Source organism: Rhizobium aethiopicum (genome assembly GCF_014197535.1).
GTDB classification, from domain to species: domain Bacteria; phylum Pseudomonadota; class Alphaproteobacteria; order Rhizobiales; family Rhizobiaceae; genus Rhizobium; species Rhizobium aethiopicum_A.
The window spans coordinates 74,279-95,641 of sequence record NZ_JACIFV010000020.1 but is presented as its reverse complement, the minus strand read 5'-3'; the positions used below and the strand labels follow the sequence as shown (position 1 = coordinate 95,641).

The following is a 21,363-nucleotide window of genomic DNA, read 5'->3' as shown; positions in this document are numbered from 1 at the left end:
ACTTATGAATTCATTTGCCAGTCGCCTGAAGCTCCCTTATCGCGCGGGAGCGATCGGGCTTTCCATTGGAACGCTCCTGGTGATGGTTGTCGCCTCGGTAATATTATTGCCGGACTTCATGGATCCGGAGAATTTGTCTAATCTCCTGGCGCAATCGACGGTGCTCGTCATCTCGGCTCTCGGTCAGACGTTCGTCATTCTCACTGGCGGCCTCGACGTGTCGGTTGGGTCCGTCATCAGTCTAACGACGACGATCATGACGCTTGATCTTCCTGAGATAACCCGCGTGCTTATCTGCATCGCGGTGGCGATGGGGTTCGGAGTAGCGAACGGTTACGGTGTCGCGCGCCTCAATGTACATCCAATCATCATGACGCTGACAACAATGGGCATCGGCCAAGGTATCGCGTTGATCATTTTGCCAATCCCAGGCGGGCGCGTGCCGGAGTGGCTTTCCGGCTCGGTAGCCGGATCCATCGGCCCCGTACCTAACTCATTGTTTTGGTTGATCACGGCATCGCTCTTCGCATCCTGGATTCTCTATCGTCGTCCCTTCGGCCTCTACCTCTTCGCTTCCGGCGGCAATGACTTCAACGCACGGATGAACGGTGTTCCCGTCGAGCGCACCATCATCAAAGCGTATGTTCTTTCCGCTCTATTCGCATGCGCTGCGGGGATGTTTCTTGCAGGTCGCCTTGCATCGGGTGATCCTAAGGGCGGCGCTTCATTCGGGATTGAGTCTGTAACGGCTGCAGCATTGGGTGGGGTCCACCTCGCCGGGGGCATCGGAAGCATTGTGGGAACCGTCGTTGGCGCGGCGATCCTCGGGACAGTGAATAATGTGATGAATCTGGCCAACGTCTCTGCATTTCTTCAGTCGGTCGTCAAGGGTGTGTTGCTTCTCGTACTCGTCGTTTCGCAGCGACGCAAAACAATCGGACTTTGAAAGAAATGGACTTCTCGATGACCACATCAGACTCGAAAACTGAAGCACCATCTCGCTCATTGAGGGGTAAGAGCGCCATTTCGTGGATACTCGGGCTACCGCCCGCATACTATGTGCTCGCAATCCTGGTTGCGGTTGCTCCAGCAGTGAGCGCCACGCTCATAAATCCCAACTACTGGTTTGTAATCCTCAAGCAGTCAGCGCCGCTCGGGATCGCGGTGCTCGCCCAGTCGCTTGTCATGCGGGTGCGATCCATCGATCTCTCTGTCAGCGGTATTTTCGCGTTCGCGATTTATCTGGCCAGCTCGGGCCAGCTCAACAACTATCCACCGCTAATGACCGTCCTCATGCCTGTTGTGATTGGGCTAGCTGTGGGGGGTGTAAACGGAATACTCGTAGCATACGTGCGCGCTTCTGCCGTTATCTCCACACTAAGTGTTTCGGCCATTCTGATTGGGATCGTCCAATACATGAGCGCCGGCCGCGCGCCCGGTTCAACGCCAAGCTGGCTTCGAATACTTACGAGCGGCAATATCCACGGCCTTTCCTATTCCGTGGTCCTGTGGATCGTCATCGCCGCCCTGATTTCTATCGCATTTCGCTTTCTCATCGTCGGGCGTTACTTCAGGGCCGTCGGCGACAATCCGAGGGCGGCGGAAACTACAGGAATTCCGTTGGCACGTACGATTTTTGTCTCGCACACGCTCGCGGGCGCCCTGACAGGCATCGCGGCCCTGGTCCAGGTATCCGCGTTGGCGGTCGGCACCATCAAGCCAGGCTTCGACACCTTCATGAATGCTCTCGCCGCCACGATCCTCGGCGGTGTGACGTTCGGCGTCGACCGGGGCGGCGTCGCCGGGCCGTTCGTTGCCGTCGTTGCCTTCAGCTTCCTGTTCGCGATGCTGACCGTCTTCGGCATCCAGGAGCCGGGCAAGCTTATCGTCCAGGGCGTGATCATTGCATTTGCCGCAATCATCTACGGTGCGCGCGCGGGTCGCGTCTAGTCCGTCGGGCCGATCAAGTCATTCCCGTAGCAATTGCGGGAGAACGCAGGAGAATATAATGGTGAAAATCACTGCGGCTGTCGCCGTGAAGCCAAAGAGCCCGCTGGAGTTCCGTGAACTCGAACTGGCTGACCCCGAAGGCAACGAGATCCTGGTTCGCACGGTTGCGAGCGGGATCTGCCACACGGACTTGCTGCTTCGCGACGGTATTTTTGGCCCGCCGGCACCGGTGATCCCGGGGCACGAAGGCGTCGGCGTCGTCGAGGCGGTCGGACCAGAAGTTCAGAGCCTCAAAGTGGGTGATCACGTCGCACTGAGCCAGAGCTCATGCGGATTCTGCGCCGACTGCCGCCGTTCTCACCCAATGAACTGCCAAAATTATACCCAGTACAATCTTACGGGGCTTCGTCCGAATGGTAAGAAGGCATTGCTCTGCGATGAAGTTGGCATTGGCAGCAATTTCGTGGGCCAGTCGTCCTTTGCGACGCATATCCTTGCGACTGAAAACAATGCAGCGCTTTTGCCGAAAACAGACCTCGACCTTACCGACGCTGCGCCACTCGGGTGCGGCATGGCAACGGGTGCAGGAACAGTGATAAACGCGATGAAGCCGGAAATAGGGTCGACGATAGCCGTTTTCGGCGCAGGTGCTGTCGGCATGGCCGCCGTGATGGCCGCCAAAGTTCGTCGGTGCAGCAAGATTATCATCATAGATCTGAATCAGCAGAGGCTAGACATGGCCATGGGGCTTGGTGCCACACATGCGATCAACGGCAAAGATCCCGACGTAGTCAACCAGATCCATGCGCTGACGGGCGGCGGTGCCGACTTCGCGATCGACGCAGTTGGCATCATTCCGGTTATTCTGAACTCGATCAAGTGCACCCGTGCCGGCGGGCACGTTGTCTTGCTCGGCCTCGACGCGCTCGGGAACGACATTCCCATCCCCCTCGATCTAATGGTGTTCAATCGCAAGATCCAGGGTGCGATCCTTGGTGATCAGATTCCACAGCTGTTCATTCCGCAGATGATGGATCTTAATCAGGCTGGGCTTTTCCCCTTCCAAAAATTGATCACCAAGTATCCCTTCGAGAAGATCAACGAAGCGATCGCGGACGCCGAAGCCGGGCGAGTGATCAAGCCGGTCGTCGTTTTCAATTAGGAGCCAGCGCAAATGACATCGAAGAAGTCAGAGGAACAGCACCTTGTCGTTGAATTCAAAACCACGTCCCAAAATCGAAATCGCGTAAAAGAACTCCTTCAAGAATTCATTGGACCCGCCCGCGAAGAGTCTGGTTGTCTCTACTACGACCTCTACCAGCGGTCGGACGATCCGAACACTTTCATCATCTTAGACGGCTGGCAGAATGAGGCGGCTGTCGTTGGCCATGGCGAACATCCTAATGTCAAGCGGGTGCTGGAGCCTCTTCTTCCACTGTTGGTGAGTCCACCGTCGATTAATGTAAATACCCGTATCAGCGACTGATCGGGCGCAATGGCCATTTCTACGAGGCGCGCGCCCCGAGCGCGCAGGTTTGGGGAGACGAAATGGATACGCATCGAGTTGTCGTAGTCGGCGGTGGCTTTGCCGGACTCCAGTTAGCGAAGGACCTCAAGTGTCCCGACACTTCCATAACGATCGTCGACAGGCGCAACCATCACCTCTTTCAACCGCTCCTCTACCAAGTTGCCACGACTGTATTGGCAACCTCGGAGATAGCCTGGCCCATCAGAGCATTGTTCAGAGGACGAAAGGATGTATCGACGCTGCTGGGCGAGGTTGTTGGCGTTGATACCGAGGCACGCGTAGTATCGCTCAAGGATGGGAATGCTATTCCCTATGACACGCTCGTTCTCGCGACAGGTGCAAGGCACGCCTATTTTGGCCGGGACGAGTGGGAGCCGTTTGCGCCCGGGCTAAAGGCACTCGAAGACGCGACGACCATCCGGCGGCGGCTTCTTCTCGCGTTTGAGAAGGCCGAATTGGAGGCTGATCCCGAACGGCGGAAGGCAATGCTCACGTTCAGCATAATCGGAGCAGGCCCGACAGGCGTGGAGATGGCTGGGATTATAGCGCAACTGGCCCAACGAACCCTTGTTGAGGAGTTCCGTAGCATCGACACCAGATCGGCGCGCATCCTTCTCATCGAGGCAGGTCCACGTGTCCTACCCGTGTTCCCGGAAGCACTTTCGAGATATGCCGAGCAGTCGCTAATCAAGATGGGCGTCGAAGTGAGAACAGGCATTCCCGTGACGGCATGCAACGAGAACGGCATCGCGATCGGAGATGAGTTCGTTTCAAGCCGGACCGTCATCTGGGCTGCGGGGGTGCAAGCGTCGAACGCCGCCGCCTGGGTCGGTGCTGAAAAGGACAGGGCGGGTAGGGCGGTCGTGCAGCCAGATCTGACTGTTGGCGGTAAGCCCGAGATTTTTATTATTGGAGATACTGCCTCCGTGAAGGCCGCTGATGGAACACCCGTCCCCGGAGTGGCTCCCGCCGCCAAACAGCAAGGCAAATATGTCGCTTCGGTAATTGAAGCACGACGTCTGGGTACACCCACTCCAAGTGCGTTCAGATATAGGCATCTGGGAAACCTGGCTACCATCGGGCCGAATTCGGCTGTTATCGACTTTGGGAAGATCCGGCTCAAGGGCGGAATTGCATGGTGGATTTGGGGGCTTGCCCATATCTACTTCCTGATAGGTACGAGGAGCAGATTGGCAGTGGGACTAAGCTGGCTATGGATCTTTGTTTCCGGCCATCACTCCGCACGTTTGATCACGCAAAAAGAAACCTTAAAGGATGAGGTTTAGTCGCTAGCGCGAGCACGCCCGAGTCTGCTGGGCCGTGAATGGAGACCATCAAAGGCCAGACATTTGGGAATCGGTTGCAAAGCGATGGTTGGCAGCAGGTAACAATTCTGTCGGAGTTCCATATATAACAATGATTGATCTTCGCACTATCAACTTAGGCGACTTCGACTGCGTCGAATTCACGGCGAGGACTGGCCGCGACAAGTCAATTGCCCTGTCCGCCTGTCGTTAGCGATAGGCGGGCCTCATGCTTGAATACCGTTTCGGGAAGGAAGTGATGATGTGGAGAGTTGAGAGTGTCCCCCTCTAAGATTGACCATTTCTCGCTCAAAGGTACCTGCAGCGAGGAACTCGCGGCAGCGCTTTCGAGGCTTTCCCCGCAATCTGAAGCGCATGTACATGGCGATAAGACGATCGCCTACGATGTACATGCGATTACCAATGGTCCGATTGCAGTTATTGCCGCGCACTACGAGGGCGACCTAACCGTCCAGCACCGGGGACCGGCGGAGGCAAACATCATCATGCTTCCACTACATGGGCGATCGGTCGTTACCGTTGACGGCAGACAAATCCCGTCAGAGGGAACGCGGGGCGTTTTCGTGAACAGTATGTCGGCGAGTACGACCCAATTCATTGGGCCCAGGAAACATTTGGGGCTTAGGATCGCCCATGATGAGCTGACGCGCCGTTTGGGATGTCGGCTCAATACGCCAATAAGAGGCAGCCTCGATTTTTCGCCAGAAATCGACCTATCGGTCGGGTTCGGCTCCCTTTTGGTTCAACTGGTACCAGTGCTGTATGCTGGATTACGAGACGGAACCCTCCTTCAATCACCGATAGCACTTCATCACCTCACTGAAACGACGATGGAGCTTTTGATCGAAGCTGCGCAGCATCGCTACTCATCTGAGTTATGCCGCGTTGCTGAATCACCCTTACCCAAGGCCGTTAAGCGGGCGGTCGACTATATGCGTGCCAATATTACTCGGCCGCTATCTCTTGAGGAAATCGCAACGGCTTGTGGCGTAAGCCGACGCACTCTTCAAAGCGGTTTTCGCAACTTTCGGAATACGACCCCTCTGGCATTCCTGCAGCACCTACGGTTGGAATTAGTGCATCAGGAACTGATGACAGGCGAACCTGGCCTCTCGGTCACGCAGGTCGCTCTGAAATGGGGCTTCGTGCATAGAGGCAGATTTTCTGCGGACTATCGCAAGCGCTATGGGGTACTTCCCTCGGAAACATTGCGTATATCATAAGCAGATTGCGCCGACCGAGCTACGATCAGCCGGCACGCTCGACCGTCCTCAAGGCTTGCAGCAACAGCACTCTCCAGAAAAGCCGACTGCCTCGGCCCAAGATCTGTCTTGCAGATGATCCCCTGAACGCGACGATGTTCCGATCTGCGCAACGCAGTTCAAGACCACTACAGGGGTTAATCTTATAGTAATTATGCCGAGGTCATCTCACACATAGCGGTCAATGTCGCAATGTTCTGGACCGCGTCGCTAATGGAAGCCGGTGTAATTTATAGTCGTCTATGAGGAACATATGTCGAGACTGCCGCTATCTCTACTTTTAATGATTTTGGCAATTATCCCGTTGACGGCGTTCGTAATCATCGGAGTATCAACATCACTGGGATATTACCGAGAATACTCTACCTTCCGCAGCGCACAAACAACGCAGCGACTTGGGCGGGAAGGCGGATTCCTCGCCCAAGCTATAGCGGCGGAAGCGTTTGCAGGCGCCGACGTGCGTCGGGCAAAGCAAGCTGCATCGGACAGGGCTTTTACAGCGGTCTTTTCCGCTTACGACTCTTGGAAAAAGGCATTCGACGATCCGGCCATAGAACGGGCGGTACAGATCATTCGTGAAAGGCGGGACAATATCGATAGCTTCCGCCGGCGCGTCGATGACGGAACGGCTAGCGAGGCGGAGGGAGCTGTTGCTTTGCGCCCAGCTGCCCTTGCGGGCTTGGAGCTCGTCCGTCGCACTGGGGCGACTGTCAATGATTTGGATTTAGCACGCCAAATTACCGGTTTTCACGCGCTCATGCAGATCACGGAAGCTAGTTTGCTGGAGATCAGGCCCGGCCGAGCCTACGTCAAAAATTCAGCCATGTCCGTCGATCTATTTTCGTCCCTCTTACAGTCAAAAAATCTAAAGCAGCTTTATGTGCCTGCGATGCAGGAATTTCTCCCCGCCGATCTCGTCAAATCTTATGACGACTTCGAGGCCAGCGCCGCAGGCAAGTTCATCGCGGGCGTTCGCGATCAGATGTATGCAAACCAGCCGGGCGTTTCCTTCCCCCCCGAGACGTTGGATCGATGGAATGAAATCACCCAACAGCGGGCTGCTTTGTTGACCGCACTCATTATGCGCACCGGCGACGAGTTGGACGAGATGGCATTTCAGCGTTACGCCGATCTTCGCAATGCCTTTATCGGCTACTCCGGCGCCACGCTTCTGATCATGTCTACGGTACTCATTTTGTGCATTTCGGTCGTTCGGAGAATTTCAAGCTCCATTCGGACTCTGACAAGCCGAATGAAGGCACTCGCAGAAGGCGATACGTCGGCGCCGGTGCCCTTGACGATCCGACGCGACGAGATCGGGGACATGGCGCGTTGCCTTGAGTTTTTCCGCGGCGCGGCCATACAGAAAAGTAACCTGGAGACATCCGCGGAAGCTGAGCGCATTCGTTCTGACCAAGAGAAGCTGGATATTCAGGTAAGGGCGGAAAAAGAAGCAGAAGAGCGCCTCATCCGAGCGACGACGGCATTGGCAACCGGGTTGAAGCGGATGGCGGATGGAGACTTGATTTATGAAATTGAGGAGCCGTTAGCGCCACAGTTTGAAAGTTTGCGCAGGGATTTCAACGCTTCAATTCGTCAGCTCCGGGACGTGCTTGTTACCGTCGGCCATTCAGTCGAAACGGTCACGAATGGCAGCTCGGGCGTCTCGGCCGCATCTGAAAATCTTTCAAGACGCACGGAGCAGCAGGCGGCTTCGCTCGAGGAAACTGCAGCGGCGTTGGAGGAGATAACCGTCAACGTTGCATCGACCACGAAGAGGACGGCTGAGGCGCGCGGAGCCGTCCAACAGATGCGAGATCATGCGGAAATGTCCGGTCGGGTTGTACGCGATGCTATCGGCGCCATGAATCGCATTGAAAACTCCTCCAAGCAGATTTCCCAGATCATCAGCGTCATCGACGCGATCGCCTTCCAAACGAACCTCCTGGCGCTGAACGCCGGCGTCGAAGCAGCGCGTGCTGGCGACGCGGGAAAAGGCTTTGCGGTTGTTGCCCAGGAGGTCAGGGAGCTTGCACAGCGCTCAGCGACAGCGGCAAAAGAAATCAAGGATCTCATCGGCAATTCAGCTCTTGCCGTCGACGAAGGCGTAAGGCTCGTGAGTGAAACCGGATCGGGCCTGAGAACGATTGAAGAGCTTGTGCAGGATGTAAATCTTCATATGGACGCAATCGCAACGGCCTCCCAGGAACAATCGTCGGGCCTGCGCGAGATCAACGGCGCGGTTAACCATATGGACCATGCCACTCAAGAAAATGCGAGCATGGTCGCGGAGATGAATACTGCAGGATCGCACCTCGCTCAAGAGAGCCAAAGCCTAGCCGCACTGTTGAAACATTTCCACTTCAAAGACGAGAGCGGGAAGCCACAGAAGGTCACGGGCGAACTTGGGAAGAGCTTCCCGCCCGGTCAGACAATGGTTGACCGCGGAGACTATCCGATGCGCCGTGGTAACCTGGTGCTCGCGCCTTCGAATGATGATTGGCAAGCGTTCTAAATGATATGGGCGGCGTCGCCGACCACATGCAAATACACGTCTTTGATGATTCTGAATGAGAGCGATATCCCGGTGGGGTAGCGGCATGGTACTCCGCCAAATGACTTGTGCGGTCCTAACAAAATGCTGGCTTGACGCATGATTGCTCAGCCACGTGACAAAGCAGGACAGGCACATGAAACACGTACGTCAATCGGAACGCACATCCCGCCCCGAACAGCCTGTGGAAGTGCAGATGCCGACTGATGCTCAAATCGACCAGGGGCGTGGAGCCTTCCGCAACGCGGTCAATGCCAGCCCTCCGCTTGCCACGGGCACGGCCCCGCCATTTTCGGAAGCCTCCGTTGTCCGGCCATCGCAAGGTCACGACGCAGATGTCGCAAGTCTGAAGCAACCGTTTGAGAAGGCTTTCCGGGCGAATCCCCGGCATCCTGCGACAAACATCGACTTGCCATTCAACGCCGAAGAGATGTCCAGTGCCGTCGTACTCGACGCGATCCCGTTACCCGTCTTCTTCAAAAACAGAGATGGGATACACCTTGGTTGCAACAGGGCCTTCGAAAGCTTCTCCGGCCGCTCAAAGGGAGATATTATCGGAAAAACCGTTTTCGATTTGGTGCCCGCACCCATAGCCGAGACGTATGCCGCGTTGGACGAGGCGCTTTTTGCAAATGGCGGTGTTCAGCAATATGAAGCAAAGGCCACCACCGAGAATGGTGGTGTCGTTGATCTTTTACTCAGCAAGACCGCAATCACTGATATCGCTGGTAACAGGATCGGCTTGGTTGGCGCGATGTTGGACATCACAGAGCGAAAACGTGCGGAGCATGATCTCAAAGAGGCTCTTGAATTCGCAGAGGGAATTATTGCCGCCATTCCTGACGTTCTGTTCGAGGTAAATGCCGACGGTCGCTACCTGCAGGTCTGGGCAAGGAATCAGGAGATCCTGGCGCAGCGAAAAGAAGTGCTGCTCGGCAAGCTTGTCCGCGATGTGCTCCCTCCAGATCAGGCCGACATCGCTATGCTGGCTCTTGAAGAAGCCGATGAAACCGGCGCCTCCTACGGTCGTTGTGTCCGTATAGCCCTACCAAACGGCGAATCCCGTTGGTTTGAACTGTCGGTCGCAAGGCGACCAAGCAGCAATCACTCAACCGTCACTTTTCTGGTGTTATCTCGCGATATTACCGAACGAAAGCACGCCGAGGGCACAACTATTGAAGCTCGGGCTCGCCTCCTAAGTGTCCTGCAGACCATTCCGGATATGGTATGGCTGAAAGACGTAACAGGCAAATATCTGTTGTGCAATCATGCCTTCGAAGAATTGGTCGGCAAGGCAGAAGCGGAAATCGTCGGGAAAACGGATTATGACCTGTTTACTCCCGAACTCGCCCAGTTTTTTCGTGACAAGGATGAGGAGGCCATGCAAGCCGGCCGTATTCTCATCAATGAGGAACGGTTTACCGCTCACGAGGACGGTCGATCAACGCTTTTGGAGACTCGTAAGGTTCCGGTATTCACGGGGGGAAAGCTGATGGGGATCCTCGGCGTCGCCCGCGATATCACCGAACTGGACACGTCCCGTAAGAAAATCCATCAGATGGCATTCTACGATTCTCTGACCGGCCTGCCTAACCGGACACTTTTCAATGAACGGCTACGCGAGATGATCGGGGACGCGGCTTCGGCGGGCCAGCGAGCCGGGGTGATGCTGATCGACATGGACCATTTCAAAGCGATCAATGACACTATGGGACATCCCGTCGGTGACGAGTTACTGCGGCAGGTGGCGACACGCATGAAAAAAGGCGTCCGTGCCAGCGACACCGTGGCGAGACTCGGTGGAGATGAATTTGCAGTCTTGCTGCCCAATGTTCAGGACAATGACGATTTGGCTCAAATTGCCAGCAGAATGCTTGCCGCATTCGGCGAACGCTTCATGCTTTCCGACAGGGAGATCTTTGTATCCTGCAGCATCGGGATATCGGTATTTCCAAATGACGGCGACGCTCCCGACGATTTGGTGAAATATGCGGATTCTGCGATGTATTTGGCGAAGCGCTCGGGGCGTAGCAACTTCCGCTTCTACTCAAAGGATCTCACGATTGGGGCTGAAAAGCGCCTAGCGCTAGAATCAGACCTACGCCTAGCTTTGAAACATGAGCAACTTGAACTCCATTATCAGCCAAAGGTCCTATTGGACAACGGAAAGGTGATCGGTTCAGAAGCACTGCTACGATGGCATCATCCGAAGATGGGATTGATCCCTCCGGGAGAATTCATAGGTGTCGCCGAGGAAACGGGATTGATCATCGATCTTGGACGATGGGTGCTGCATGAGGCGTGTTGCACGGCTGCCGTCATGAATGCAGATGGACTGCCCCCGCACAAGATTGCGATAAATTTGTCTCCTAAGCAGTTTCAATGCCCGCGTTTGTCGCAAACGGTGGCGGACGTATTGCAGGAAACCGGTTGTCGTGCGGAGTGGATCGAGGTTGAAATAACTGAGAGTCTCCTGCTCCATAACTGCGAGGGCGTTTCGACGACACTCTCTCAATTGCATGCGAGCGGAATTTCCATAGCGATCGATGATTTCGGCACCGGCTACTCATCTCTGAGCTATTTGGCTAACTTTCCCATTGATACCCTCAAAATTGACCGGTCATTCATCAATCGATCCGACAAGCGAAGTAGAGAACTGGTCAAGGCAATTCTCTCAATTGCGCGCTGCCTAGGGCAAAATGTAGTCGCTGAGGGCGTGGAGACGGTCGATCAAGAAAAATTCTTGGCTGAAAGCGGCTGCGCTGTGGCACAGGGGTTCTACTATAGCAAGCCCATCCCGAAGTCCGAACTTCTCGCTGCAAACGCAGTGCCCGAGTTCTCTCGCGGTGATTCCCATCTTACGCCGATGCCCGCAGAGGAAGGGGTGGCACTCATGCGCTTGCCTCCCGCATCTGTTGGGACCCGAACCGCGTGAAGCCTACGGCTAACAGCGCGCAGGATCCACGCCACCTGCGGCGCTGTTTATACCGCACTCATCCAACGGAAGCCCAAACTACTCTGGGCGATTGGATAAAACGCGGACCAACAGGAACTACTGAAAACTTCAGGTGCTTTGATGTTCCGAAATATGCAGGCCCTGTACCGAATTGCGCGACGAAACATACGTTGACGTGTTTTCGCTTTCGATTGCCATTGCAAAGACTTGCCCAGTACAATCTACTATTCAGAGTCAATATCGTCAAAAGCATAACCGTGCAAAAGCTCATCCCATTTCCCCATCCGAATAGAAATTCTGCGGATTTGAAAAGTTCAACTGCGAATTCGAATGGCTCCGGACATTTCGACATCATCCAATCGCTGAAATCGGAACTTCACGATTTGGCTAGTGCCGTAAATCAGTTGGAGGCGCTATGTGAGTCATACCGATCCCAAGTTGATACGTGCTCGCAACCTGACTGAACGACTGAGCGTCCGCGCTTGTCATCGTATTCCCTATGACCCTCTCTGGGCGTGGCGGCCAGTGGTTCGTTGAATCTTGCCAAACGTTCCCGGATCCCACCACTTCCCGAAGACGGGAGCTTCAATTCGATCAACTCGAAACTTTCGGCCATTTGAACGGGTGGCGGAAAAAAACGCCAGCGATTGCACCGTGATTTCGTAATGGTTCTGCCTATTTGCTGAAGGCGGTCGGCCGATTGGAATGCTCCATCAGACCTCAACTTACCGGCAGCAAGGCTGCAGGTTCGATAGCTTCTTTTCGTGGATGAGGATATACGGATCCTCGAACTCTACCCGCATCTTGTCCTGGTTGGCGACGAAGTAGGGGCTGAGGTACGCGGTCGAATTGCATGCGCGCGAAGACCACGAGTTTGGTCTCGGCGGTCTTGGCTTCCTCGACGAAATGGCACTCTCGTTGCTAACCTTCTCCATTGCGTCGACGAGGAACGGCCGCGCAAGGTCGATGCCACGCTTCGGGTCCATCGATTCATCCCGGACGCTCCCGCCTTGCGTAATAGACTGGATTTTTCATTTCTGCCTGGGTTTCAAACCAGTCTCGCCGTGGTGTTGCTGCATCCCGTCCTGCCCCGGCTTTTGGTCCTGCCAGGCTCGCGCCGCCCACAACGGCTTTGCCGTCCTCCACTTCGTTGCGGCCCTGCGGGTGCGGGCCGCGCTTGCAGCCCGGCTTTTGGGCCGCCGTAGCAGGTCGCGATGGCCGCGACCTCGAACGGAGGTTCAGACATGAACAGGCAGCAATCCAATCAACGATCCGATATCTACAGCCGCATCACCACCAAGATCATCGCCGATCTCAAACAGGGCGTCCGTCCATGGACCAAGCCGTGGACGGCGGGAGGCGGGACGGCCGAGGTCAGCCGGCCACTGCGCCACAACGGCCAACCATACACCGGCATCAATGTTCTGCTCCTCTGGTCTGAAGCCATCGCCCGCGGCTTTGCATCGCCAAGGTGGATGACGTTTCGTCAGGCAATCGAGCTTGGCGGCGCCGTTCGCAGGGGCGAAACCGGCACGACCGTCGTCTTTGCCAGCTCTTTCATCCGCGCCGAGAGGACGGAGACAGGCGCCGAAATCGAACGGGATATCCCCTTTCTCAAAACCTACACCGTGTTCAACACCGATCAGATCACCGGGCTCAATGGCCTTGCCCATTCCATCGGGCCTGACCAGGATTGGATGAGCCGCATCGGTGCTGCCGGCCGCTTCTTTCCAATACCGGCGCCCTGATCCGCCACGGTGGATCGGCGGCCTATTATGCTCCTGCTCGGGACTACATCCAGATGCCATGCGTCGACGCCTTCCGGCACGATGCCTCCTACGTCGCCGTCCTCAGTCACGAGATGACGCACTGGACGGCTGCACCGCGAAGACTCGATCGGGATCTGAGCCGCTATGCGAAAGACAGGAGCGAACGCGCCCGCGAAGAGCTCATTGCCGAACTTGGTAGCTGCTTTCTCTGCGCCGATCTTGGTGTCGTTCCAGAGCTCGAACCGCGCCCCGACCACGCAAGCTATCTCGACAGCTGGCTCAAGGTTCTCGGCAACGACAAGCGCGCCATCTTTTCAGCGGCAGCTCATGCGCAACGGGCCGTCGACTACCTGCATGACCTGCAGCCGGATCTCAACAAGGAGGAGGCGGCTTGAGCCGCCTCCTTATCAGCCACCCGGACGCCGCCCACTGCCGCGACCCGACGGCCGCAAGCTCCTATCCCGCGAACCGGCGTCTAAAATCGTCACGCATTGACCTCGCGCAGCTAGTGGGGCGTATTCACCGGCATATTGAAGTGACGCGCGAAGTATTCCGACGGCGTCGTCATGCGGCCCCGTGGTGAGAACCAGCGCATCCCCTCGACCGTCGATGCTGAAAATCACGCGACTGTCCAGGCTTGCAACCTCCTCCGGCAGATCCTCCCTTAGCATCGCGATGGCGGAAGCCATCGTCCGCCGAGGGCGAACGAGAACGATGTCCCGCGCGAAGGAGTCGTCGTGCGTAGCATCGAGAGAAGCGTTGATGACAGCGGGTCGTCGGATGATTTATTTGGAACTAGCAAAAAATATTGCTTTGGCGCCCTCACCGGTAGGTCATGTTCCAGCCGAGTTCGCCGGTGCGCAACGCGCTCCATATGCTGAGCGGCGACGGAGATAGGGAACGCACGGGCGGGGGCAGTCGGTCCCGCCTCCCTTGACGGCCGCTATGCTGAGGCTCCTGCGGCTGCCCTTGTTCCGCCCTTAGCGGGGCGAGAATTCCCGAAATCCGCCTCACGGCGCCGCTATGCTGATTTCTCCGATACTCTTCATTGTTTGATTGGAACCCGCCTGCGGGCGGGTTGCCCGATCGTCACTGATGGCTGCCTGCAGCCATGCGATCGGGAGTTGTGAGTGATTCGCCATCTCGCCTTATCAGTCATCGAAAATCAGTCAGTTTAATCCCGCTTCCTGGCTGGCGCGGAAAGAGCTCAGCTTGCTCAGGAGGTCCTGCGAGATCTCGAATTGCCGTGCCGTCCCCCGGCCCATGGAGTTCTTTCCCATCGTCTCCACCAGCATTCCCCGCTTGACCAGAAGATCGACCGTCTCCTTCACGCCGCTTCGCGTCAGCTCGGTAATCTCGATGATATTCGAGAGGGTTAGTTTCTGGTGAGCCTGGGTCATCGTGTAGAGGATCGTCATCATGCCGATCTGCTTCAGCCTCGCCTGCGGGGTCTCGTCCTCCAGCGGATGGTCGAGGATCTCATGGAGAATGAGCCCCGAGAAGGCAAGGTTGTGCCACTGCGTTTTAATCGCGCTTGTCATGTCATTTAACTGTGTTATATAGATCAGTATAAACCTGGGCGAGCAAAGCGGGTTCTCCTGAACGCAATGGGACGCCGTCGTCTCGAAGGATCCTGTTCATGAAAAGCCTTCTCCTGAATTCACTGCTTACGGTCTGCTTCGTTGCGCCACCCTATCTTATTTTCGGCAGTAAAGCGCGGGCCGAGGATTGGGGATGCCAGGTTATTCTATGCCTTTCCAATCCCGGCGGGCCGACGCAATATGCAGAATGCCGGCCGCCGATCCAGAAGCTGTGGCGGGAGCTTGCCGAGGGGCACTCATTCCCGACCTGTAGCGGCGTCGGTTTTCAGAGTTCGCGGCCTGGCTATGAACCCTATTATTGCGATGCGGGGTACAAGCTCACGACTGATAGCGGTCGCGGCGGTCGGCAAGCAACCTGCGTATCGACATCGCCGCAGCCGGTGAGCAACAGCCTCTGCTGGGATGGGAACGACTATACTTCCCGCGACAATTCGGTCCTGTCGCCACATTGGCAGCGCGTGGACGGGCACCGCCAGTGCATCGGCTATCCGACAACGCGCCCGAATGTGCGATCGCAGCCGCACTATGTCGATGTCACCATCGACGGCGCCGGTAAACAGCGCGTTTGGTATTGACCGATGGGTGCTGCATTCGTCGAAATCGCGCAAACCTGCGCGCCGATGGTTCAGGTGGAGACGCTGGCCGGCATTGTCAGCCTTGAGAGCCGGTTTCAGCCCTTCGCCATCCGCATCAACAGCGGCCCACCACTCGCTGCTCAACCCGCATCGAAGGCGGAGGCGATCGAGGTCACGACGTCTCTGATTGCCGATCACCAGGATATTCAGATCGGGCTCGGCGGTATCGCGATAGAGGCGCTTCAAAAATTGAAGCTATCCGTCGCCGACGCCTTCGATCCCTGCCTGAGCCTCAAGGCGACGGCCACGCTTCTCGACGGATACTACCGCGCCGCTTTACACGCGGGGGATTCTGCTCAGGCCGAAAGGGTGATGCTCCAGTCCTACTATGGCCGCGATGATCCATCTCTCGGCGCCATGGTCAAATATGACAGGCAGGTACGCCAGGAAGCAAAGCGGTTATCGCCGATGCTTGACTCGCTCACCATCGGCGAGCCCGATAGCCGGATCGGGCCTGGAGAGCAGCCGCAAGATGAGGCGGCGCCGGCGCTTGCGAAACAATCCTCCCAAACCGTCGAGGCCGCATCCTGGGACGTGTTCAGCTCAGGGCGGCAATCCTCGGTTCTCGTTTTTCAGAATGATCGATCGGAGCAAAGTGAATGATTTCCAAAGTCCGTCTTCGCCCCTTTGCCGCATCCACCCTCATGGCGGCGGCTATTGTCATCTGCTTGGTGGAGCCAGCTTTCGCCCAGGCTGCCGGGATCGAAAGCGTCCTACAGAACATCGTCGATATGCTCACCGGGAATATCGCCCGCCTGCTGGCGGTGATCGCCGTGATCATTATCTGCATTGCCTGGATGTTCGGCTACATGGATTTGAGGAGGGCTGGCTTCTGGATCATCGGCATCGGCGGCATTTTCGGCGCCACCGAACTGGTCAACACGATCGTCGGGGGCTGATCGGCATGGCAAGCGCTCCCAGTCTCGAAGAAGACATCCTATTCCTCGCTTGCACGCGCCCGGCAATGATCGCCGGCGTGACGATGGAGGCGATGGGCCTCAACATCATGCTGACGACCATCCTTTACATCACCGCCGGATCGATTGCCTACGCGCTGGTCGGGATCGTCTTTCATGTCCTGTTTCGCGCGCTCGTCAAGCACGACCACAATATGTTTCGCATCCTGATCGCGTGGATCGAAACCCGTGGCCGTTCCCGCAATGCCGCCTATTGGGGCGGCGCCACGCTCTCGCCTCTGACGCTCACCCGGCGTTACAACGAAAGGGATCTCAGCCTTGGCTAACATTGCGACGCTCCGATCGCGCGAGCTCGGGCCGGAGACCTTCATTCCCTATGTCAGGCACGTCGACGAGACGACCATTTCGCTCGAATCCCGAGCGCTAATGACGATGATCGCTCTCGACGGCGTTTCCTTTGAAACATCAGACGTCAGGGACCTCAACGGCCTGCACCGCGGCCTGAACACGCTCTATCGCAATATCGCGGACGAGCGGCTGGCGCTTTGGACGCATGTGGTGCGCCGCCGCGACAATGCCTATCCCGAGGGACGCTTCGCCAATCCCTTCTCTAACGGTCTGAACGCGAGGTATCGGGAGCGGATGGTGAGGGAAGACCTGTTTCGCAACGATCTCTACCTCACCCTTATCTGGCATCCCGGCCGGGATCCGGCCGAAAAGGCAGCCAAGCTTCTCTCACGGCTGCGTAAGGCCCGTCGATCCGCTACCGAGCTCGACGGCCAGGCTCTGAAGCGTCTGCGTGACCGCGTGGTGGACGTCGTCGCCGGGCTGCAGCGCTTCGCGCCGCGGCTGCTCACCCTCCACGAACAGGACGGCATCCTGTTTTCCGAGCCGAGCGAAGTGCTCCACCAGATCGTCGGCGGCCGGCGGGAACCGATTCCGTTGACGGAGGGACGAATTTCCTCAGCGATCTATTCCGACCGGGTGATTTTCGGGCGCGAGACCGTCGAGATCCGTCACGAGGCCGACAGCCGCTATGCCGGCATGTTCGGCTTCAAGGAATATCCGTCGACCACGCGCAGCGGCATGCTCGACGCTATCCTGACCTCACCGTTCGAGTTCATCCTGACGCAGTCCTTCGCCTTTACCTCAAAGGCCGATGCCCGCACGATTATGGGCCGCAAGCAGAACCAGATGGTCAGCGCCGGCGACAAGGCGGCCTCGCAGATCGAGGAGCTCGGCGAGGCGATGGACGATCTCGAATCCAATCGCTTCGTTCTCGGGGAACATCACCTTGCGCTTGCCGTCTTCGCGCCTTCGGTCAAGGAACTGACCGATCACATGGCGAAGGCGCGCGCCTACCTCACCAGTGGCGGCGCGGTCGTCGCCCGCGAGGATCTCGGGCTCGAGGCCGCCTGGTGGGCGCAATTGCCGGGGAATTTCCGCTACCGGGCGCGCTCGGGCGCGATCACATCGCGCAACTTCGCAGCCCTGGCGCCCTATCATTCCTATCCGGCGGGCAAGAAGGAGGGCAACGAGTGGGGACCGGCGGTCGCCATGCTCAAGACCGCCTCGGGTTCGCCCTTCTATTTTAACTTTCACCACGGCGACCTCGGCAACACGTTTGTCTGCGGTCCGTCGGGTGCGGGCAAGACGGTGCTCTTGAACTTCATGCTGTCGCAGCTCGAAAAGCATGATCCGCATATGGTCTTCTTCGACAAGGACCGCGGCGCCGATCTCTTCGTGCGCGCAGCCGGCGGTACTTATCTGCCGCTGAGAAATGGTGTCTCCACCGGCTGCGCGCCGTTGAAAGCACTGGAATTCACTGCGGAAAACAAAGTATTCCTCACCGGTTGGATCGCCAAGCTGGTCCGATCCGCTGGCGAGCTATCGATCACCGAGTTACGCGACATCGCCTCGGCGTTCGACGGGGTGGCGGACCTGCCGGTGGAGCGTCGCTCCATCGGCGCCCTGCGCACCTTCCTCAACAACACCGACCCCGAGGGCATTGCCGCACGTCTTCGACGGTGGGAGAAGGGGGGACCGCTTGGCTGGGTCTTCGACAATGAGACCGACGATATCGGCATCGGCGCCAAGTTCATCGGCTACGACATGACCGATTTCCTCGACAACGAGGAGATCCGCACGCCGTTGATGGCCTACCTGTTCTACCGCATCGAGCAGCTGATCGACGGGCGCCGCATCATCATAGTCATCGACGAGTTCTGGAAGGCGCTGCAGGACGAAGACTTTCGTGATCTCGCCCAGAACAAGCTCAAGACGATCCGCAAGCAGAACGGTCTAATGCTGTTTGCGACCCAGAGCCCGCGCGATGCCATCGTCTCGCCGATCGCCCACACCATCATCGAGCAGTGCCCGACGCAGATCTTTCTTCCGAACCCGCGCGGCGACCGCGCCGACTACGTCGACGGCTTCAAGCTGACGGAGCGCGAATTCGAGCTCATTTCGCGCGAACTCTCCGTCGAAAGCCGCCGGTTCATCGTCAAGCAGGGGCACAACAGTGTCGTCGCCGAGCTGAACCTCAACGGCTTCGCCGACGAACTCGCCATCCTCTCCGGCGGGACCGCCAATGTGGAACTTGCCGACGCCATCCGATCGGAGATCGGCGAGGGACGGGAGGACTGGCTTGCCGTGTTTCATCAGAGGAGGAAGACAGCATGATCCGAACAGCAACGATGCGTCCATTGTTTGTATCGGCCGCTCTTTTGGCGTCGGCGATGCTGGCATCGGCCCAGGGCATCCCGGTCATCGATCAGACATCGATCGCCAAGCAGATCGAGAGCATCACGCAGCTGAAGTCCCAGCTCGACGCCTTGAACCAGCAGCTCCAGCAAGCCCAGCAGCTCTACGGCTCGCTGAACAAGATCACCAACATGGCCGACGTCGCCAGCCTCTTGAACGATCCCTCGATCCGCAAGGCGCTTCCGCAGAATTTCAACGCGATCGAGGGGCTGTTCAAAGGTTCCGGCAGCGGCGTCTTCGGCAGCTCAGCCTCGAAATTCCTGCAGGACAACTCCAGCTATCGCACGAATGCCAATGATTTCTATGCCCAGGAGTTGTCGCGCATTCAGAACCGGAACGCCGGGCAGATGAGCCTCGGCCAGCAGATTTACGATGCGGCGACCAAGCGCATCGACGGCATCGATGAGCTTCGCGAGAAGATCTCAAGTGCGGCCGATGCCAAGGACATAGCCGACCTGCAGGCTCGCCTCCAGGCTGAAACCGCGTTCCTGCAAACCGACGTTCTGCGCATGCAGGGTCTGCAGATGGTCCAGCAGGCCCAGGTTCAGGTCGATGAACAGCGCGAGGCCGAGGATTGGCGCAAGCGCATGGATACGATGGGAGCGGCGCTCAAATGAAGTGGCTTCTTTTTAGCGCGGCAATGCTTTTTCTGGCGGCCTGCTCCCCGCAGGCGGAGAAGATTTACACGGTCGATGAGTTCATGGCGGACAATGCGCTGCTCGTGAAAATCATCGGCGAATGCCGTAACAATCCGGGAGAACGCCGCGATACGCCGAATTGCCGCAACGCCGAGGCAGCCGACGGCAAGCTGCGGCTGGAGCGGATGGGCAAATCGTTGGGAGGCTGACGATGTATCAGGTCTTCAGCTTCGTCGACGGACAGTTCAAAACACCGCTGGAAAACTTCATTTCCTCCGGCACCTCGAATATCGCCAGCTGGGTCAGCGGCCCGCTGACGGCCGCACTTACACTTTATGTCGTGCTCTACGGTTATCTCGTTCTGCGCGGCTCCGTGCAGGAACCGATCCTCGAATTCGCTTTCCGAGCGATGAAGCTCGCCATCATCGTCATGCTGGTCAGGAATGCCGGCGACTATCAGACCTATGTCACAAACATCTTCTTCGATGCGTTGCCAAAGGAGATCTCGCAGGCGCTGAACTCCGGCGCGGCGCCGAGCGCCTCCACATTCGACAGCCTGCTGGATAAGGGCCAGAGGTGCGCCAAAGAGATATGGTCGCGGGGCTCCTGGCCTATCGACATCGTCACCGGCGTGGGCGGCCTGCTGGTTATAGGCGCAAGTTTTCTTGTCGCGGCGATTGGTTACATCGTGTCGCTCTACGCGCGACTGGCGCTCGCTATCGTGCTCGCGATCGGTCCGATCTTCATCGCGCTCGCCATGTTCCAGTCGACCCGGCGTTTTACCGAATCCTGGATCGGCCAGCTTGTCAATTTCGTCGTCCTGCAGGTGCTTGTCGTTGCCATCGGCTCGCTACTGATCACCTGCATCGACACGACGTTTACGGCGATCGAAAGCTATAGTGACGTGCTTATGCGGCCGATCGCGCTCTGCGCCATTTGCGTTGCCGCACTCTACGTCTTCTACCAACTGCCCGGCATCGCTTCAGCTCTCGCGGCGGGCGGGGCGTCGCTCACCTACGGCTACGGCGCCGCCCGCGATGCGCATGAAAGCACGCTCGCCTGGGCGACATCCCACACAGTCAGAGCGGTCGGCCGCGGCGCGCGTTCCGTCGGCCGCCGCCTGACTCCAGGCCGGACCGAATGACGGCCACCAATGCTTCAGATAATTGAACAGGTTTTTTGGATGCTCCGAATCGTTTTATCGCTTTTTCTGACCGCTGGTCTCGTAGGCTGCGGTTCGATGTCCCACCCGCTGCCGAAATGTGATGGTTATTCCCGCCGGCCGCTGAACCGCGCCATGTGGCAATGGCAGGACAGTGGAGGCGAGCAGCCGGCGACGCGGGGCGTTCCCGCTGAACCGACAAGCCACGCTGCCTCCTATGTGTCGGAACCATCTTCAGGCACACCGGCCGCTTTCGGGCATTTCGATGTCGCGGGCTCCTACCGTCCATGCGAGGGCGAGTGA

General features: G+C 57.5%; 18 protein-coding genes and 2 pseudogenes. 18 read left to right on the top strand and 2 right to left on the bottom strand.

Annotated elements, in window-relative coordinates; translation table 11 throughout:
• Positions 1-4 precede the first annotated feature (4 nt).
• The 8 genes from GGD53_RS23185 (at position 5) to GGD53_RS23150 (ending at position 11,554) form a co-directional block, all read left to right on the top strand.
• Positions 5-946, top strand: a complete 942-nt coding sequence (locus GGD53_RS23185) for an ABC transporter permease (protein WP_004671512.1) — start codon at positions 5-7, stop codon at positions 944-946.
• A 5-nt stretch (positions 947-951) separates the two neighbouring features.
• On the top strand, positions 952-1,950 hold the full coding sequence (locus tag GGD53_RS23180; protein WP_026188838.1) for an ABC transporter permease: 999 nt from the start codon (positions 952-954) through the stop codon (positions 1,948-1,950).
• A 58-nt stretch (positions 1,951-2,008) separates the two neighbouring features.
• On the top strand, positions 2,009-3,112 hold the full coding sequence (locus GGD53_RS23175; RefSeq protein WP_004671507.1) for an NAD(P)-dependent alcohol dehydrogenase: 1,104 nt from the start codon (positions 2,009-2,011) through the stop codon (positions 3,110-3,112).
• Positions 3,113-3,124: 12 nt separating this feature from the next.
• Positions 3,125-3,436 carry a putative quinol monooxygenase gene (locus GGD53_RS23170; protein ID WP_004671505.1) on the top strand — a complete coding sequence of 104 codons (312 nt, stop codon included), beginning with the start codon at positions 3,125-3,127 and terminating at the stop codon, positions 3,434-3,436.
• Positions 3,437-3,498: 62 nt separating this feature from the next.
• On the top strand, positions 3,499-4,764 hold the full coding sequence (locus GGD53_RS23165; protein WP_004671504.1) for an NAD(P)/FAD-dependent oxidoreductase: 1,266 nt from the start codon (positions 3,499-3,501) through the stop codon (positions 4,762-4,764).
• Positions 4,765-5,060: 296 nt separating this feature from the next.
• Positions 5,061-6,026 carry a helix-turn-helix transcriptional regulator gene (locus GGD53_RS23160; RefSeq protein ID WP_008534397.1) on the top strand — a complete coding sequence of 322 codons (966 nt, stop codon included), beginning with the start codon at positions 5,061-5,063 and terminating at the stop codon, positions 6,024-6,026.
• A gap of 292 nt (positions 6,027-6,318) precedes the next feature.
• Entirely contained in the window at positions 6,319-8,580 is a 2,262-nt protein-coding gene (locus GGD53_RS23155; RefSeq protein WP_008534399.1) for a methyl-accepting chemotaxis protein, read from the top strand.
• 175 nt (positions 8,581-8,755) lie between these two features.
• A complete protein-coding gene (locus GGD53_RS23150; protein ID WP_184459133.1) occupies positions 8,756-11,554 on the top strand; it encodes a sensor domain-containing protein in 2,799 nt (932 codons plus the stop codon).
• Positions 11,555-12,315: 761 nt separating this feature from the next.
• Here the strand turns inward: GGD53_RS23150 and groEL are convergent.
• Positions 12,316-12,525: pseudogene (gene groEL, locus GGD53_RS23145) on the bottom strand (chaperonin GroEL); the annotation flags it as partial.
• Between the two features lie 294 nt (positions 12,526-12,819).
• Between groEL and GGD53_RS23140 the strand changes: the two are divergent.
• A pseudogene (locus tag GGD53_RS23140) lies at positions 12,820-13,739 on the top strand (ArdC family protein).
• Between the two features lie 774 nt (positions 13,740-14,513).
• Here GGD53_RS23140 and GGD53_RS23135 read toward each other — a convergent pair.
• On the bottom strand, positions 14,514-14,885 hold the full coding sequence (locus GGD53_RS23135) for a hypothetical protein (protein WP_037145471.1): 372 nt from the start codon (positions 14,883-14,885) through the stop codon (positions 14,514-14,516).
• A gap of 98 nt (positions 14,886-14,983) precedes the next feature.
• On the opposite strand from GGD53_RS23135, the gene GGD53_RS23130 reads away from it, so the two are divergent.
• From GGD53_RS23130 to GGD53_RS31965, 9 genes are read left to right on the top strand one after another with little or no spacing between them, the layout of a single operon-like run.
• On the top strand, positions 14,984-15,520 hold the full coding sequence (locus GGD53_RS23130; RefSeq protein WP_018446357.1) for a hypothetical protein: 537 nt from the start codon (positions 14,984-14,986) through the stop codon (positions 15,518-15,520).
• Between the two features lie 3 nt (positions 15,521-15,523).
• Positions 15,524-16,183, top strand: a complete 660-nt coding sequence (locus GGD53_RS23125; protein ID WP_037145469.1) for a transglycosylase SLT domain-containing protein — start codon at positions 15,524-15,526, stop codon at positions 16,181-16,183.
• Entirely contained in the window at positions 16,180-16,479 is a 300-nt protein-coding gene (locus GGD53_RS23120; protein WP_086084193.1) for a TrbC/VirB2 family protein, read from the top strand. The genes GGD53_RS23125 and GGD53_RS23120 overlap by 4 nt, the downstream gene beginning before the upstream one ends.
• A gap of 5 nt (positions 16,480-16,484) precedes the next feature.
• Positions 16,485-16,823 (top strand): type IV secretion system protein VirB3, encoded by a 339-nt coding sequence (locus GGD53_RS23115; RefSeq protein WP_184459132.1) that lies wholly within the window; start codon positions 16,485-16,487, stop codon positions 16,821-16,823.
• Complete coding sequence (locus GGD53_RS23110; protein WP_184459131.1) at positions 16,816-19,179, top strand: VirB4 family type IV secretion/conjugal transfer ATPase; 2,364 nt, start codon at positions 16,816-16,818, stop codon at positions 19,177-19,179. The genes GGD53_RS23115 and GGD53_RS23110 overlap by 8 nt, the downstream gene beginning before the upstream one ends.
• Positions 19,176-19,877, top strand: coding sequence for a P-type DNA transfer protein VirB5 (gene virB5, locus GGD53_RS23105; protein WP_184459130.1), 702 nt, complete (start codon positions 19,176-19,178; stop codon positions 19,875-19,877). The genes GGD53_RS23110 and virB5 overlap by 4 nt, the downstream gene beginning before the upstream one ends.
• The gene (locus GGD53_RS23100; RefSeq protein ID WP_184459129.1) at positions 19,874-20,107 is read left to right on the top strand and encodes an EexN family lipoprotein; all 234 of its coding nucleotides are present in this window, start codon (positions 19,874-19,876) and stop codon (positions 20,105-20,107) included. The genes virB5 and GGD53_RS23100 overlap by 4 nt, the downstream gene beginning before the upstream one ends.
• A 2-nt stretch (positions 20,108-20,109) precedes the next feature.
• Positions 20,110-21,042, top strand: a complete 933-nt coding sequence (locus GGD53_RS23095; protein WP_184459128.1) for a type IV secretion system protein — start codon at positions 20,110-20,112, stop codon at positions 21,040-21,042.
• Positions 21,043-21,081: 39 nt separating this feature from the next.
• A complete protein-coding gene (locus GGD53_RS31965; protein WP_080712063.1) occupies positions 21,082-21,363 on the top strand; it encodes a hypothetical protein in 282 nt (93 codons plus the stop codon).

Excerpts from the sequence above, each read along its gene's own strand:
- GGD53_RS23185 (WP_004671512.1), top strand. The coding sequence starts at position 5 with ATGAATTCATTTGCCAGTCGCCTGAAGCTCCCTTATCGCGCGGGAGCG.
- GGD53_RS23180 (WP_026188838.1), top strand. The coding sequence starts at position 952 with ATGGACTTCTCGATGACCACATCAGACTCGAAAACTGAAGCACCATCT.
- GGD53_RS23175 (WP_004671507.1), top strand. The coding sequence starts at position 2,009 with ATGGTGAAAATCACTGCGGCTGTCGCCGTGAAGCCAAAGAGCCCGCTG.
- GGD53_RS23170 (WP_004671505.1), top strand. The coding sequence starts at position 3,125 with ATGACATCGAAGAAGTCAGAGGAACAGCACCTTGTCGTTGAATTCAAA.
- GGD53_RS23165 (WP_004671504.1), top strand. The coding sequence starts at position 3,499 with ATGGATACGCATCGAGTTGTCGTAGTCGGCGGTGGCTTTGCCGGACTC.
- GGD53_RS23155 (WP_008534399.1), top strand. The coding sequence starts at position 6,319 with ATGTCGAGACTGCCGCTATCTCTACTTTTAATGATTTTGGCAATTATC.
- GGD53_RS23150 (WP_184459133.1), top strand. The coding sequence starts at position 8,756 with ATGAAACACGTACGTCAATCGGAACGCACATCCCGCCCCGAACAGCCT.
- GGD53_RS23135 (WP_037145471.1), bottom strand. The coding sequence starts at position 14,885 with ATGACAAGCGCGATTAAAACGCAGTGGCACAACCTTGCCTTCTCGGGG.
- GGD53_RS23130 (WP_018446357.1), top strand. The coding sequence starts at position 14,984 with ATGAAAAGCCTTCTCCTGAATTCACTGCTTACGGTCTGCTTCGTTGCG.
- GGD53_RS23125 (WP_037145469.1), top strand. The coding sequence starts at position 15,524 with ATGGGTGCTGCATTCGTCGAAATCGCGCAAACCTGCGCGCCGATGGTT.
- GGD53_RS23120 (WP_086084193.1), top strand. The coding sequence starts at position 16,180 with ATGATTTCCAAAGTCCGTCTTCGCCCCTTTGCCGCATCCACCCTCATG.
- GGD53_RS23115 (WP_184459132.1), top strand. The coding sequence starts at position 16,485 with ATGGCAAGCGCTCCCAGTCTCGAAGAAGACATCCTATTCCTCGCTTGC.
- virB5 (WP_184459130.1), top strand. The coding sequence starts at position 19,176 with ATGATCCGAACAGCAACGATGCGTCCATTGTTTGTATCGGCCGCTCTT.
- GGD53_RS23100 (WP_184459129.1), top strand. The coding sequence starts at position 19,874 with ATGAAGTGGCTTCTTTTTAGCGCGGCAATGCTTTTTCTGGCGGCCTGC.
- GGD53_RS23095 (WP_184459128.1), top strand. The coding sequence starts at position 20,110 with ATGTATCAGGTCTTCAGCTTCGTCGACGGACAGTTCAAAACACCGCTG.
- GGD53_RS31965 (WP_080712063.1), top strand. The coding sequence starts at position 21,082 with ATGCTCCGAATCGTTTTATCGCTTTTTCTGACCGCTGGTCTCGTAGGC.